A 14,105-nucleotide genomic window follows, 5' to 3' on the forward strand; every position below is an offset into this window, starting at 1 on the left:
CGTCCGGGGCAGCCTGTAGAGCTGCCTGCCCCACGATTGGGGCAGCTCTACAGGCTGCGCAACAGGCACTGCCGGTAGCGGATGGCGGGGGTTCAGCTCCCCGACGCGAGCACGCGCGCCGAAGGTTCCGACGTCACTCCACCCAGGTGCCGCCGCGAAGGACCCGGACCACGTTCAGGCCTTCGTCCAGCACCACCAGGTCGGCGCGGAGGCCCACCTGCAGGGAGCCCACCCGGTTGCCCAGGCCGATGGCGCGCGCTGGGGTGGTGGCCACCATCCGCGCCGCGTCGGCGATTGGGATTCCGGCGTTCACCGCGTGCCGCAGCGCGGCGTCCATGGTCAGCGTGCTGCCGGCGATCGCACCGCCGCGGGCGAGTCGGGCCACCCCGTCGGTCACGGTGACGGCCTGGCCGCCCAGCTCGTACTCGCCATCTGGCATTCCGGCGGCGGCCATCGCGTCGGTGATCAGCGCCGCCCGGTCCGGGCCCGCGGTCGCGGCTGCGAAGGTCAGCATGCCGTCGTGCAGGTGCACCCCGTCGGCGACCAGTTCGCAGATGACGGTGGGCGCGTCGAGCAGGGCCACCACCGGCCCCGGCTCGCGGTGGTGCACCGGGCGCATGCCGTTGAACAGATGGGTGCCGACACTCGCGCCGGCGGCGACCGCGGCGCGGGTCTGCTCGTACGTCGCGTCGGTGTGGCCGACCGCAGCCACCACCCGCTGTGCGGTGAGCAGCTTGATCGCCTCCAACGCGCCGTCGCGTTCCGGGGCGAGGGTGACCATCCGGATCGCGCCCCGGCCCAGCTCGATCAGCTCGGCCAGCTCGTCGGTCGACGGGTCGCGCAGGTACTCCGGGTTCTGCGCGCCACAACGGGCAGCGGAGAGATAGGGGCCTTCGAAGTGGACGCCCGCCAGCACGCCCTCGTCGACAAGCGGAGCAAACGCCTCGGTGGCCGCGCGCATCAGCGGGAAGGGCGCACTGACCAGGCTGGCCAACAGGGTGGTCGTGCCGTGTGCGAGGTGGAAGTCGGCCGCCGCGCGGGCCTCGTCGGCGTCCCCGGTGGTGAAGGTGTGCCCGCCACCCCCGTGGGTGTGCATGTCGACGAAGCCGGGCAGGATCCAGTTGCCGTCACGGACCGACGGATATTCGGCGACCGCTGTGATCCGATCCCCGTCCCACTCGACGCAGCCCTGTCGGATGACACCGGTCGGGGTCACCACTCGGCCGTCCACCCGCACGGTCATCGCTTCTCCTGATGGTCACGGACGCGCACGGCGTCATGGTCACGGACGCGCACGGCGTCATGGTCACGGACGCGTACCGCGTCCAGGGCGAGCAGGGCGGCGCCGAGGCAGCCGGCCTCGTCGCCGAGGGCTGCCGCGACCAGCCGCGGCTCCCGGTGGAAGGTCATCCGCTCGTGCAGCGCCGCCCGCAGTGGGGTCAGCAGCAGGTCCCCGGCCTGGGCCAGGCCGCCGCCGAGCACGATCGTCGCCACGTCGAACAAGGCCTGCCCGGTGGCGAGGCCGTCGGCGAGCGCCTCGACCGCCTCCTGCCAGACCTGGCTGGCGAGCGGTTCCCCGGCCGCGGCCCGCTCGGCGACATCGGCCGCCGTCCCGGGAGCACCGGCCAGTTCAGCGTAGCGGCGGCCGATGGCGGCGGCCGAGGCGATCGTCTCCAGGCAGCCGGGTCGACCGCAGCCGCAGCGCGGGCCGTCGGGCCGGACCATGATGTGGCCGATCTCCCCGGCGGCGCCATGCGCGCCCACGGACGCCGAGCCGTCGACCACGTGCGCGGCGGCGATGCCGGTGCCGATCGCCACGAACAGCACGTGCCCGGCGCCGCGCCCGGCACCGAGCCGTGCTTCGGCGAGACCACCGACGCGCACGTCGTGGCCGAGCGCCGTGGGCAGGCCGAGCCGCGTCACCGCCAGGTCCCGCAGGGGTACGTCCCGGAAGCCCACGTTCGCCGACCAGACCGCCACGCCGCGCGCCTCGTCCACCACCCCGGGTACGGCGATGCCGACCGCGATCGGCGTGAGCCCCTCGGCTCGGGCCTTCGCGGCCAGCCCAACGGCCACGTCCAGGATCGTGCCGACCACGGCCGCCGGGCCGCGCGCCGCGTTGGTGGGGTACCGCTCGGTGCGTACCGCGACGCCGTCCGGTCGGACCAGGGCGCACTTCATGCCGGTGCCGCCCACATCGAGCGCGACGACGACCTCGTCGGTGGCCGCGGGGTCGCCGCTTGTCACGCCAGCACCACCGACCGGGACAGGTGTCGGGGCGCGTCCGGGTCGAGGCCCCGGCTGGTCGCCAGCGCGACCGCGAAGCGTTGCGCCAGGATCAGGTCGGCCATCGGGTCGACCGGGGTACGGCCGGCGGACCAACTGCCCAGCACCGTGCGCCAACCGTGCGTGCGGCTGTGCACGAAGGCGGCCCCGGTGGCGGCCACATCCTCGGGTAGTCCGTCGGGTAGCTCGCCGAACGCCCAGACCAGTCTGCCGGGCGCGGCGACCGAGATGGGACCGTGCCGGTAGTCCATCGCCGGGTACGCCTCGGCCCAGAAGGTGGCCGCCTCACGGCACTTCAGCGCTGCCTCCTGGGCCAGGCCGACCGTCCACCCTCGACCGAGGAAGGTGGCCTGCCCGATGGTGGCCGGGTCGATCGGCAGCGGGGATCGCACAGCGACTTCGGCGTCGGCGGCGAGCGCTGTCACCGGGTCGCCGAGGTGGGCTCGGAGCAGGGCCAGCGCGGTGGTCGCGAAGCGGGTCTGCACCACCGACCGCTCGTCGGCGAAGGGCATTGTCACAGCGGCGGTGGCCAGCTCGACCGCCGGTGACGCCGGGTCGCCGACGATGACGGTGGTGGGGGTCCGCCCCCGCAGCGCGGCGAGCAGCTCCAACACCTCGGTGGTGGTGCCGGAGCGGGTGATCGCGATCAACCGGTCGTAGCGGCGGCCGGCGGGAAACTCGGACGCCTGGAACGCGTCGGTCTCGCCCTGGCCGGCCTGCTCGCGGCGGCCCGCGTACGCCATCGCCATGAACCACGACGTGCCGCAACCGACGACAGCGACCCGCTCACCCGGGCGGGGCAGGTCACCGTGCACGACGCCGGCCAGTACGGCTGCCTCCCGCCAGCAGTCGGGCTGGCTCGCGATCTCCGCGTCCACGTACGCCATGGGAAACTCCTCGCAGGGAACACCGGTGCGCAATACGGCTCGTTAGGCACGTATTTCGCGCGTCATTCTGCGCGAACGCCGGTGGCCGTGGCAACTGACCAACCGATCGCGCAGATCAACCTTTTGCGCCAGCCTAGTTTTGCGCACTAGTGTGCACGCAATCAATCACCGTCCGTGCAGTCACTGGGAGGGCCCCCGAGGTGGACCGGTACGCCAGATGGAACGCCCTGCTCGAGATGCTTACCGACAACGGCCGGGTCAGCGTCGAGGCGGCAGCCGAGCGGCTGGACGTCTCCCAGGCCACCATCCGGCGTGACTTCGACCAGCTCGCCCAGCAGCAGATGATCACCAGGACCCGGGGCGGCGCGGTTGCGAACGGCGTGTCGTACGACCTGCCGCTGCGCTACAAGACGGCCAAGCACTCGGCGGAGAAGCAGCGGATCGGCGCGGCCGCCGCCGCGCTCGTCACGCCGGGCACCGTGGTCGGCCTGAACGGCGGCACCACCAGCACCGAGGTGGCGAGGGCGCTCGCCGTGCGTCCGGACCTGAACACCAGTGCCGAGGGCGCCCAGCTCACAGTGGTGACCAACGCGCTGAACATCGCCAACGAGCTGCTGGTCCGGTCGCGGATGAAGGTCGTGGTGGCCGGCGGGGTGGTGCGCCCCAAGTCGTTCGAACTTGTCGGCCCGCTGGGTGGGGCGCTGCTGCGCGAGGTCACCCTGGACGTCGCGCTGCTCGGCGTGGACGCCATCGACCCGCAGCTCGGTGCCGCCGCCCACCACGAGGGAGAGGCCGCGATGAACAACCTGATGGTGGCCCGGGCCAAACGCGTGGTGATCATTGCGGACTCGTCCAAGCTGGGGGGTCACGCCTTCGCCCGGATCTGTCCGGTCGAGCGGGTCGAGACGCTGGTGACCGACTCCGGCGCCGCCCCGGAGTTGGTGGACGCGTTCCGCGCCGCCGGCGTGCAGGTCATCTGCGCCTGAGCGGTCACGTTCCGTCGATGAAATAGCCCATTCGGCGCGTCGATGCATACCGCGTATTGCGCGCGTCTGCATACCGCGTATGGTGTCGGCTGTCACGCCCACCCATCGGGGGAGGTGCAGCTTGCCAGCTGTCCTGGAGATCGAAGGTCTACGTAAGACGTACAAGAGTCGTCGACGCGGTGCCCGCAACGCGCTCGACGGCTTCGACATGCGGGTCGACGCAGGGCAGGTGCACGGCTTCCTGGGCCCCAACGGGTCCGGCAAGACCACCACGCTGCGTACCCTGCTCGGCCTGATCCGACCCGACGGCGGCCGGATGGCGCTGCTCGGGCACGAGGTCCCCGACGCGCTGCCAACGGTCGCCGGCCAGGTCGGCGCGATCGTGGAGAGCCCGCAGTTCTTCCCGCACTTCACGGCACGGGACACGCTGTCCCTGCTGGCCGGGGCGGGCGACGTGCCGGCCGTCCGGGTCGGCGAGGTGCTGGAACTCGTCGGGCTGCGCGACCGGGCCGACGAGCGGGTCAAGACGTACTCGTTGGGCATGAAGCAACGGCTCGCCGTGGCCTCGGCCCTGCTGAAGAACCCGAAGCTGCTCATCCTCGACGAGCCGGCAAACGGCCTCGACCCGGGCGGCATCCGGGAGATGCGTTCACTGATGCGCGGTCTCGCGGAATCCGGGATGACAGTGCTGCTCTCCAGCCACATCCTCGGCGAGATCCAGCTGATCTGCGACTCGGTCACCATCATCTCGCTGGGCCGGCGGGTCGCGTTCGGCCCGGTCGACGAGGTGCTCGCGCAGCACTCGTCCGGTGCGGTCCGGGTCCGGCTGGAAGCGGTGAGCGACCTGCCGGCGGCCACCGAGGCGCTCACCACGGCCGGGATCGGAGTCACCGGTCACAGCGACCACCTGATGTTGACCGGAGTCGACAAGCCGGCCACGGTGACGCGCCTGCTCGCCGAGCACAACCTCTATGTCAGCGAGTTGGCGCCGATCGCCGTCGATCTGGAGAGCGTCTTCCTCGAACTGACGTCCACCGCACCGGTCCCCGGTCAGCACCGGCAGGTCGACGAGTCCATGAAGGTCGGTGGGGCGGGTCAGCCCGGCACCGCCGGGGGAGGGTGGGGCGCGTGAGCCTCTTTCGTACGGAGCTGCGCCGGCTCACCAAGCGGCGCTTCACCCGGTACATGACGCTGCTCGGCCTGCTGGTGCTGGCCGCAGTGCTCATCGGAGTGTTCTTCAGCAACCAGAAGATCGGCGCCGACCAGTACGCCAAGGCCGAGCGTCAGGCCGACCAGGAGTACCAGCAGCAGGTGCGCTGGACCGAGCAGGAGCGCGTCGCGTGCGAGCAGGCCAAGAAGGCCAACACGTCGGACGACCGTCGCTACCCCGACGACTGCTCGCAGATCCAGCCCCCGCCCCGGGAACAGATTCAAGCTGACTGGTTCCTGCCCTCGACGTTCGACTTCCGGGAGACGTTCGACGAGACACTGGTCCCGTTCGCGGCGATCCTCGGGCTGGTCGGGTTCGTCGTCGGTGCGTCATTCATCGGTGCCGAGTGGAGCACCGGCGGCATGATGAACCTGCTGCTCTGGCGGCCGAAGCGACTCACCGTACTGCTCACCAAGCTGGCCGCGCTGCTCACCGGCATGCTGGCGGTGGCGCTGCCCGCCGCGGTGCTCTGGTTCGCCGGGTTCTGGGCGGTCGCCTCGTTCCGGGGCAGCACCGAGAAGATGACCTCCGGGGCCTGGCAGTCGTTCATGCTGACCGGAGTGCGGGGGGTGGTGCTGGTGTTGGTCCTCACCACGATCGGCTTCGCCCTGGCGTCGCTGGGTCGGCACACCGCGATGGCCCTCGGTGGCGTGGTGGCGGTAATGGTGGTCGGCCAGTTCGGTCTGGGCATCCTGCTGCAGATGGCGAACGTGCGTTGGGCCGAGGCGTACCTGCTGCCCACGTACATGCTGGCCTGGATAACCAAGACGATCACCCTGCAGGACTGGAACTCCTGCAATGCGACCTACGACGGGTCGTGCGAACCGAAGACCCTGGACATCACCTGGCAGCAGTCCTCGGTGCTGCTCTCGGTCGCGGTGGTGGTGATCCTCGGAGCGTCGCTCTGGGTGATGCGTCGCCGCGACATCACCTGACCCGACCGGTACGACGCGGCGCGGTCGGCCCGGCCGTCGGGACTCCCGGCGGCGCGGGGCCGGCCGCGCCGGCTGGTGCGACCCAGGTCGTCCCTGGCTAGGCTGAGTGCCATGTCCGCCGACGCCACCCCGGCCGCCCCCGAGCCGTCCACTGACGCTCGTCGGGCTGACGTCGCGGGTGCTGTTGCGCCGGCGGTTCCGACTCCGCGGCCGGTGCCGCCCATCGAGAGCACCGATGACCCCGAGCCGGACGACGGGGCCGACGTTGCGCCCAGCGCGCCAACAGTCGGGCTGACCGAACGGGAACGAGCCATCCTCGCCTTCGAGCAGCAGTGGTGGCGGCACGCCGGCGCCAAGGAACAGGCCGTCCGGGACACCTTCGGCGTTTCGTCGACCCGGTATTACCAACTGCTCAACGGATTGCTGGACAACCCGGCTGCGCTCGCCGCCGAGCCGCTGCTGATCGGCCGGCTTCGCCGTTTGCGCTCGTCGCGCGCCCGCAACCGGCGCCGCTGACCGCGCTACCTCCTCTTGCGCCCCGGCGGCCGATTCCGCCGATTCCTCCCGTTGTTGCCTTCGCTGCCGGTCGTCGCGCCCCAGGCCGGACGGCAGAACCGCATGTCGGCTGACCAGGCGGGTAGGCGGGAGGCGTTCCGGGGCCGCCAGGCGACCCCGGACTCAGGAAGGGAGCGGGGGATGACGGCAATGAACCAGAGCGGTAGAGCGCAACAGGCCCGGCAGGAAGCCTCCCAGGTCGGCCAGCAGGCCACCCACGCCGGCGGTCAGGTCGCCCACGCCGCCGCCGAACAGGGTGGGCAGGTGGCCGCAGAGGCGCGGCGCCAGGCCCGGCAGTTGACCGGCGAGGCCACCGGGCAGCTTCGGGATCAGGCGCAGACGCAGCAGCGACGGGCCGCCGATGGGCTGCGCGACCTGGGTCAGAACCTCAGTTCGATGGCCGAGCGGGACGGCGATTCCGGGCTGGCCGGTCAGGTGGTACGCAAGGCGGCCGACGCCGCCCAGCAGGCCGCCGGATGGCTCGACGAGCGCGAGCCCGGTGAGGTGCTCGACGAGGTGAGCACGTACGCGCGGCGCCACCCGGGGACGTTCCTCGCGGGCGCGGCGGTGACCGGACTGCTGGTCGGGCGGCTCACCCGTGGCCTGACCGCGCCGGCGTCCGGCAACGGTGGAGGTGGGAGGGCGTCCGGCGGGCCGTCCCAGCCGCAGGGCACGCCGGCGGAGCCTGATCAGCCGTACGTGGGTTCGGCACGGGCACAGAACGTCTCGTCCGCCAACCGGCCGTCGGCCGACCTGCCAGGTGGGGTGGCCCCGTGAGCGCCCCGGAGAAGGAACGGACCCAGGCCTCGGTCGGCGAGCTGCTGGGCGACGTGACCCGGGACATGTCCACCCTCATGCGTAAGGAGGTCGAGCTGGCCAAGGCCGAACTCCGCGAGGAGGTCAGCCAGGCCGGCAAGGCTGGCGGCATGTTCGGTGGTGCCGGGCTCGCCGGGTTCCTGGCGGTGCTCTTCGTGTCGTACGCCGTCTGGTGGGGGCTGTCCAACACGATGGACCAGGGCTGGGCGGCGTTGATCGTCGCGGTCGTCTGGGCCGCCGTGGCCGGTGGTCTCTTCATCAACGCCCGGACCCAGCTGAAGCGGGCACGTGCCGTGCTGCCCCGGACGAAGCAGACTGCCCGGGAGTTGCCGGACGCCCTGCGGGGTCGGTGAACGAGTCGGGAGGGAACAGATCATGTCCAGTGATCCGGATCGGATCCGGCGGGAGATCGAGACCACCCGCACCGAGTTGAGCAATGACGTCGACGCGCTGACCGACAAGGTCAACCCGCGTCGGATCGCCGGTGACAGTGTCGGGCAGGCCCGCGGCGCGTTCACCCGAGCGAAGGAGAAGGTGATGGGCAGCTCGAGTCACATGGGGCAAGAGGCCAGCCAGCGGATGTCGCACATGGCCGGCTCGGTACGCGACGAGACCCGATCGCTCGGGCAGCAGTCTCGGGAGGCAATGGGCTCGGTGCGGGACGAGGCGCGCTCGCTCGGGCAGCAGTCCCGCGAGCAGGCTCAGGGCAATCCGATGGCGGCTGGCCTGGTCGCCTTCGGCGTCGGTCTGCTGGCCGCCTCGCTGATCCCGCCGAGCGGGCGGGAGCGGCACCTCGCCGGCCAGGCGCGGACCATGGTCAGTGAGCACTCCGATCAGCTCCGCGACCAGGCGAGCCAGGTCGGCCACCAGATGCAGGACAACCTGCGCGAGCCCGCGCAGCAGGCGGCCCAGTCGGTGCGGTCCACCGCCCAGCAGGGCGTGTCCGCGGTACGGGACCAGGGCCGCTCGGCTGCCGGTCAGGTGCAGGGAGAGGCGCATGCGGCCGCCGACGACCTTCGGCAGCGCTGATCCGCTCGGCGCGGCGGGGCCGGTGCCGGTGATGCGGGTTCGCTCCGCGTCCGCACCGGCCCCGGGTCGGCCGGTCAACGAGGACCTGGTCTTCCGGTTCGGCCCGCTGGTCGGTGTCCTGGACGGCGCTACCGTGCCGGAGGGCTTCGACACCGGCTGCGTGCACGGGCCGGAGTGGTACGTCCGGCACCTGGCCGCCCGGATCGGCGTCGCCGAGGCGGTCCGTCCGGCGGCCCGGCTGACCAGCAACCTGGCGGCGGCCATCCTCGCGGTGCGTGCCGACCACGGCGGGCAGTGCGACCTCGACCATCCGGGCACCCCGTCCAGCACGGTCTGCCTCCTCCGGGACTGCGGTGACCAGGTGGACTACCTGGTCCTCTGCGACAGCCCGCTGGTCCTGGACGACGGCGGTCAGGTCAGCGTGGTCACCGACAACCGGCTGGACGCGGCGATGGCCGAGCTGCGGGAGACGGTGGCTGTTCTGCCGGGCGGCGCGGCGGATCCGGTCACCCGGTTCCGGCATGCCGTGAGCGTCCAGCGGGAGCGGATGAACCGCACCCACGGCTACTGGGTCGCCGCCGCCGACCCGGACGCGGCCTTCCACGCGGTCACCGGGACGATGCCCCGGCGAGGTCCGGCGGCGATACGCCGGGCGGCACTGCTCAGTGACGGCGCGTCCAGTGCGGTCGAGCAGTTCGAGCTCACCGACTGGGGCGGGTTGCTGGACCTGCTGAGCGCCGACGGGCCGGGCGCGTTGCTCGACCGGGTCCGGGCCGCCGAGCGCGACCACCCCGACCGGTTGCGCCGGCACAAGCCCACCGACGACGCGTCGGTGGTGTTCTGCGAGTTCGGATCGACGGTTTGAGCCCCTTACACCCGGTCGGGTGACAACAGAGCGTGATGCGGAACACCCCGCCCGCCCGACCGGCCGGTACCGTTGTCCGGACCGCCAGTGGATGGCCAATGGGGTGGACTTCGGCCGATGAGAGCGGCAGACTGCGGCACGTGGCGGGTGCGGTCCGGCTGGAGCCGGTGGACGAGCAGAACCTGGAGCCGTTGCTCTCCGTAGCGGCTGCCGAGGCCGAGCCCGATGATGTGATGCCTCCGGTCGAGGCCCCCGCCGGCTGGTCGCTCGCCCGTCGAGAGGCGTTCCGGGAGTTCCATCGGGCCAGCTTCGGCGGGCTCGACGGCCCGACCCGCTCGCAGATGTACGCGATCCTCGTCGGCGGCGAGGTGCTGGGCATGGTCCGGATGACGCGCTGTGACGAGCCCGGCACTGTGGAGACCGGTATGTGGCTCGGTCGCTCGGCCCGCGGGCAGGGGATCGGCGCGGCCGCCCTGCGGGAGTTGCTGAACGCCGCCGCTCGGGCGGGCATGCGGGCGGTGGTCGCCGAGACAACCCCGGACAACATCGGCGCGGTCGCCGTGCTGCACAAGTGCGGCGCCAAACTGTTCGAGGACGACGGCAAGGTGCGCGCCGAGATCTGTCTGGACTCGACGCCGCCGGCGCTCTGAGGCGTACCGGTCTGCCCCGGGCCGGTCGGCGGCGACCGCAGGGCCACCGCCGACCGGCTGGATCAGGCCGGCACCCGGACGATGTCGTAGTCGGTGGTCGGCGTCGACTCCACGTCGAACCGACCGTTCACCACGTACAGCGCCGAGCCGAGCAGGTCACCGGTGGCCGGCGAACGTAGCAGCGGACCGGTGATCTCCCGCTGCACCGCCCCGGCGGTGTGGCCGGCGTTGAGCCGGACCACCGCGATGACGTTCGTCAGGTTCCGGATCACGTACAGGGTGCGACCGCGCAGCACCAGCCCGTCGGCCCGGTCCACCGAGTAGCCGCCGAGGTCGAAGAGGCGGCTGCCTCCGGTGCGCGGGTCGACGCGGACGAGTTGGCCGGTCAGCATCTGCGCGACCAGCAGATCGCCGTCCGGAAGCGCCACGATCCCGTTGCTGAACGCGTCCGGCGTCGCGCCCGGACCGGTGAGCGGCAGCACCCGGAAGGCGGCCGGGGCCGGCAGGCGGCCACCCGGGCCCAGCGGCACCACGTACAGCACCGGTCGGGTGGAGTCGGTGAAGTAGACCGCCCGCTTGGTGATCACCAGGTCGTTGACCAGGCTGTCGGGGTCGGTGGTGAACTGGTAGTGGGCCAGCCTGGCGCCGGTGTTCGCGTCGTACACGCTGGCCCCGCCGCCGGTGAAGTCGGCGGTCCAGAGCCGGCCCTGCGGGTCGATCTTGAGGCCCGCCTTGCTGGCGCCGGGGGTGCCCGGGATCAGCACCGAGCCGCGCCCGGTGCGTAGGTCACCCCGCCAGACCGCACCGTCCAGGACGGACCCGACGTACACCGTGGTGCCCCGACCGATCGTCAACCCTTCCGGGGTGAAACCGTCGGGCAGGGCGATTCGGGCCGGGAACGGCTTCGTCGGACGAGCGGTCGCCGGCGCACCAACAGTGGCCAGGGTCGCCGCAGCGACCAGGGGGACGAGGAAGAGGGACAGCAGCTTGCGCAAGAAACACCGCCTGACATCCAGGTGGAGGACTCCACAGAGGAATGTGACGCCCTTATAACACTCTGGAGCCACCAAAAGGTTGGGTACGGTGCTCAGTCCCGCCGGGCGGCGTACGCGGCCAACGAGGCGACCTGGGCCGGGTCCAGCGACGGACGCACTCGTGCCCGTGCCGTCGCCACGTGCCCGGCGGTGACAGTGGCGGCGGCGAGTGACTCCCGCATCGCGGCCAGCGCCGCCTCCCGGACCAGCGCCGCGCAGTCCGCCGCGGAGAAGCCGATCAGCTCGTCGCCGAGGGCGGCCAGGTCGACGTCCGGTGCCAGCGGCACCTGCCGGGACGCGGCTCGCAGGATCTCCGCGCGGGCGGGCCCGTCCGGCGGTGGCACGTAGACCAGCCGCTCCAACCGGCCCGGCCGCAGCAGCGCCGGGTCGACCAGGTCGGGCCGGTTGGTGGCACCGACCACCACCACGTTGCGCAACGTCTCCACCCCGTCCAGCTCGGTGAGCAGCGCGGCGACCACCCGATCCGTGGTGCCCCCGTCGGTGGCCTGGCCGCGTACCGGCGCCAGGGCGTCCACCTCGTCCAGGAAGATCAGGGTGGGGGCCGCCTCCCGGGCCCGGCGGAACAGTTCGCGGACCGCGCGTTCGCTCTCGCCGACCCACTTGGAGAGCAGTTCCGCGCCCTTTACCGACAGCACGTTGGCCCGCCCCGATCCGGCGAGCGCGGTGACCAGGTAGGTCTTACCGCAGCCCGGTGGCCCGTAGAGCAGCACACCGCGGGGCGGCTGCACCCCGAGCCGGGCGAAGGTGTCCGGATAGGTCAACGGCCACAGCACCGACTCGGTGAGCGTCTGCTTGACCTCGTCCAGGCCACCCACGTCGTCGAGGGTCACCGAGGCCAGATCCAGGGTCGAGGCCGCCATCGTGGTCGGCCGGACCACCTCCCGGGCGGCGGTGAAGTCCGCCATCGACACCGTCGGTGTCTCGGCGGACTTCTGCCGCAGCGCCGCGCGTACCCCGGCCTCCCGGACCAGCGCGGCCAGGTCCGCCGCGACGAACCCGGGGGTACGCGCGGCCACCTCGTCCAACCGGACGTCGTCGGCCAGCGGCACCTGCCGGGTCAGCACGGTGAGCTGTTCGCGGCGTAACGCCTGGTCGGGAAGCGGAATGCTGATCCGCAGCGACAGCAGGTCGGGTGCGCGCAGCGCCGGGTCGACCGCCTCCGGTCGGCCGGTGGCGCAGACCACTGCGACACCGGCCCGGATGCACTCGGCGAGCACCTGGCGGAACACTGTCGCCACCGGGCCGGGTTGGTCCGCCGGTGCGAGCGCCTCGACGTCGCTGACCAGCAGCACCGCCGGCCCGCCGGCTCGGGCCGCCGTCGCCGCGGCGCGTAACCGGTCGGCGGCGGCCTGGTTTGTCGACGCGGCCACCTCGGGTGCCCACAGCGGGTGTACGCGGGCACCGACCCGGGCCGCGACGGCCCGGACCAGCGCCGACTTTCCGGAGCCGGCCGGGCCGACGAGCAACACCCCCAGCGAGATGGTGGTGCCCAGCCGGCCCAACACCTCCCGGTGGTGGAAGCCGAGGTCGAACAGTTCGGTCAGCTCCTCGGCCTGGGTGCGCAGCCCGGGCAGCTCGTCCACGTCCGGTGTGTCGTCGGGCTGGTCCACCGCCGGGGCCGCGTCGTCCGGCCGGGTCGGCTGCGTCCGCCCGGCGTCGACCGGGGCGGGGCCGCCGTGGGTGGCCGGGCCGTGCTCCCACCCGATCACCGTGTCCATGGTGACCAGCGCGCCGGCGGCCGGCTCGACCGAGCGCACGGTGAGCAGGGTGCTGGTCCAGGCGAAACCGACAGTGTTGGCGAGGCTGCGTCGAGCCGCCTCGACCAGGCTGCGTACCGAGGCGTCCGGCAGCACGTCCTGTGGCAGCAGCGACACGTCGTCACCGGCGGTGAGCACCTTGCCCAGCAGGGCCAGCCGGAGCATCTCCGGGCTCACCGCCGCGACCACCTCCACCGGCCCGGCCAGGACGACCCGACCCGCCGGCACCAGCGGCACGGGGCTGACCCGCACCTGAGCGCCGTCGCGCACGCCCAGGTTGCCCAGGGTCAGGTCGTCGGCGTACAGCAGGGCGCTGCTCGCGCCCGGCGCTGCGGTCGCCACGATGCCCGCGGTCTCCCGGCGGCCGACAAGCCGGACCGGGTCGCCGGGCCGCAGCCCCAGCGCGGTCAGCGCCTCCGGATGCAGCCGCACGATGCCCCGTCGGGCGTCCAGCGCGGCCGGTCGGAGGCTCGCCGTCAGGGTCAGGTCGGGTTGCGCCACCGCCCGACCGTAGCCGCCGCCGGCCAGCTCCGCCGGTCAGCGCCGCGGATCCAACTCGTCAAGCAACGACGGGTCCCGCCTGATCAGCTCGGCCAACCGGGCCGCCGGGTCCGGGGTCAACCCGTCCGGGCCGGGCGGCCACTCGGGCACCGTCCGGCCGGACAGCGGCCAGGCCGGCGGGGGTTCCACCGGCGCCGCCGGGGGCACCGGTCCGACCGTGACGTCCGGACCGGCCCAGGAGATCCGCATGGGGTACGTCCGCCCGTCGTGCTGCACCTGCACTGTCACCGCCAGCCCGGGATGGCCGCCGACGACCTGACGGACCGCCTCGGCGACCTCTTCCACCGGGCCCCACCCGGCCACGTCACCCGGGGAGTCCGCCCCCGCGTGCCGGGGGTCGTGCCGTCCCGACCCGGTGTCGCGGACGTCGTCCGGGCCCGGCCCGGGATGGCCCGGCGGTGGCACGCTGTCGTCACGGTCGTTGGTCCGCCGGCGCAGCGCCTCCTCGCGCCGGGCCAGTCGGGCCAGCGTCTCGTCCAGGTCGCCCCTCACCAGATCACCTCTTCCCGCACG

The 14,105-nt window shown here is 72.6% G+C and carries 15 protein-coding genes; 9 read left to right on the forward strand and 6 right to left on the reverse strand.

What is annotated here, in order from left to right:
- Positions 1–133 precede the first annotated feature (133 nt).
- The 3 genes from nagA to ABZU25_RS02430 are packed head-to-tail and all read right to left on the reverse strand — an operon-like array spanning position 134 to position 3,173.
- Positions 134–1,243, reverse strand: a complete 1,110-nt coding sequence (gene nagA, locus ABZU25_RS02420) for an N-acetylglucosamine-6-phosphate deacetylase (RefSeq protein ID WP_355027527.1) — start codon at positions 1,241–1,243, stop codon at positions 134–136.
- A complete protein-coding gene (locus ABZU25_RS02425) occupies positions 1,240–2,247 on the reverse strand; it encodes an ROK family protein (RefSeq protein ID WP_355027528.1) in 1,008 nt (335 codons plus the stop codon). The genes nagA and ABZU25_RS02425 overlap by 4 nt, the downstream gene beginning before the upstream one ends.
- Positions 2,244–3,173 carry a sugar isomerase gene (locus ABZU25_RS02430; RefSeq protein ID WP_355027529.1) on the reverse strand — a complete coding sequence of 310 codons (930 nt, stop codon included), beginning with the start codon at positions 3,171–3,173 and terminating at the stop codon, positions 2,244–2,246. The genes ABZU25_RS02425 and ABZU25_RS02430 overlap by 4 nt, the downstream gene beginning before the upstream one ends.
- Before the next feature lie 200 nt (positions 3,174–3,373).
- Between ABZU25_RS02430 and ABZU25_RS02435 the strand changes: the two genes are divergently transcribed.
- From ABZU25_RS02435 to ABZU25_RS02475, 9 genes are all read left to right on the forward strand, one after another.
- Entirely contained in the window at positions 3,374–4,159 is a 786-nt protein-coding gene (locus tag ABZU25_RS02435) for a DeoR/GlpR family DNA-binding transcription regulator (protein WP_355027530.1), read from the forward strand.
- A 121-nt stretch (positions 4,160–4,280) separates the two neighbouring features.
- Positions 4,281–5,291, forward strand: a complete 1,011-nt coding sequence (locus ABZU25_RS02440) for an ATP-binding cassette domain-containing protein (protein WP_355027531.1) — start codon at positions 4,281–4,283, stop codon at positions 5,289–5,291.
- Positions 5,288–6,304 carry an ABC transporter permease subunit gene (locus ABZU25_RS02445; RefSeq protein ID WP_355027532.1) on the forward strand — a complete coding sequence of 339 codons (1,017 nt, stop codon included), beginning with the start codon at positions 5,288–5,290 and terminating at the stop codon, positions 6,302–6,304. Before ABZU25_RS02440 ends, ABZU25_RS02445 begins: the two co-directional genes overlap by 4 nt.
- Positions 6,305–6,415: 111 nt before the next feature.
- Positions 6,416–6,820 carry a DUF3263 domain-containing protein gene (locus ABZU25_RS02450; RefSeq protein WP_355027533.1) on the forward strand — a complete coding sequence of 135 codons (405 nt, stop codon included), beginning with the start codon at positions 6,416–6,418 and terminating at the stop codon, positions 6,818–6,820.
- A 180-nt stretch (positions 6,821–7,000) separates the two neighbouring features.
- Positions 7,001–7,636 carry a hypothetical protein gene (locus ABZU25_RS02455; RefSeq protein WP_355027534.1) on the forward strand — a complete coding sequence of 212 codons (636 nt, stop codon included), beginning with the start codon at positions 7,001–7,003 and terminating at the stop codon, positions 7,634–7,636.
- Complete coding sequence (locus ABZU25_RS02460; RefSeq protein ID WP_355027535.1) at positions 7,633–8,028, forward strand: phage holin family protein; 396 nt, start codon at positions 7,633–7,635, stop codon at positions 8,026–8,028. Before ABZU25_RS02455 ends, ABZU25_RS02460 begins: the two co-directional genes overlap by 4 nt.
- A gap of 22 nt (positions 8,029–8,050) precedes the next feature.
- Positions 8,051–8,704, forward strand: a complete 654-nt coding sequence (locus ABZU25_RS02465) for a DUF3618 domain-containing protein (RefSeq protein WP_355027536.1) — start codon at positions 8,051–8,053, stop codon at positions 8,702–8,704.
- Positions 8,673–9,569, forward strand: coding sequence for a hypothetical protein (locus ABZU25_RS02470; RefSeq protein WP_355027537.1), 897 nt, complete (start codon positions 8,673–8,675; stop codon positions 9,567–9,569). Before ABZU25_RS02465 ends, ABZU25_RS02470 begins: the two co-directional genes overlap by 32 nt.
- A gap of 140 nt (positions 9,570–9,709) precedes the next feature.
- The gene (locus ABZU25_RS02475) at positions 9,710–10,219 is read left to right on the forward strand and encodes a GNAT family N-acetyltransferase (RefSeq protein ID WP_355027538.1); all 510 of its coding nucleotides are present in this window, start codon (positions 9,710–9,712) and stop codon (positions 10,217–10,219) included.
- Between the two features lie 62 nt (positions 10,220–10,281).
- Here ABZU25_RS02475 and ABZU25_RS02480 read toward each other — a convergent pair whose 3' ends face one another.
- The 3 genes from ABZU25_RS02480 to ABZU25_RS02490 all read right to left on the reverse strand — a co-directional run bounded on the left by ABZU25_RS02480 (position 10,282) and on the right by ABZU25_RS02490 (position 14,084).
- Entirely contained in the window at positions 10,282–11,214 is a 933-nt protein-coding gene (locus tag ABZU25_RS02480) for a superoxide dismutase (protein WP_355027539.1), read from the reverse strand.
- Between the two features lie 92 nt (positions 11,215–11,306).
- A complete protein-coding gene (locus ABZU25_RS02485) occupies positions 11,307–13,532 on the reverse strand; it encodes an AAA family ATPase (RefSeq protein ID WP_355027540.1) in 2,226 nt (741 codons plus the stop codon).
- Positions 13,533–13,568: 36 nt separating this feature from the next.
- On the reverse strand, positions 13,569–14,084 hold the full coding sequence (locus tag ABZU25_RS02490; RefSeq protein WP_355027541.1) for a hypothetical protein: 516 nt from the start codon (positions 14,082–14,084) through the stop codon (positions 13,569–13,571).
- Positions 14,085–14,105 lie beyond the last annotated feature (21 nt).

The sequence above is a fragment of the Micromonospora sp. NPDC005215 genome, from assembly GCF_040607915.1.
Classification (GTDB): domain Bacteria; phylum Actinomycetota; class Actinomycetes; order Mycobacteriales; family Micromonosporaceae; genus Micromonospora.

Coding starts and splice junctions, on each gene's coding strand:
- nagA (WP_355027527.1), bottom strand. CDS start 1,243: ATGACCGTGCGGGTGGACGGCCGAGTGGTGACCCCGACCGGTGTCATC.
- ABZU25_RS02430 (WP_355027529.1), bottom strand. CDS start 3,173: ATGGCGTACGTGGACGCGGAGATCGCGAGCCAGCCCGACTGCTGGCGG.
- ABZU25_RS02450 (WP_355027533.1), top strand. CDS start 6,416: ATGTCCGCCGACGCCACCCCGGCCGCCCCCGAGCCGTCCACTGACGCT.
- ABZU25_RS02455 (WP_355027534.1), top strand. CDS start 7,001: ATGACGGCAATGAACCAGAGCGGTAGAGCGCAACAGGCCCGGCAGGAA.
- ABZU25_RS02465 (WP_355027536.1), top strand. CDS start 8,051: ATGTCCAGTGATCCGGATCGGATCCGGCGGGAGATCGAGACCACCCGC.
- ABZU25_RS02470 (WP_355027537.1), top strand. CDS start 8,673: ATGCGGCCGCCGACGACCTTCGGCAGCGCTGATCCGCTCGGCGCGGCG.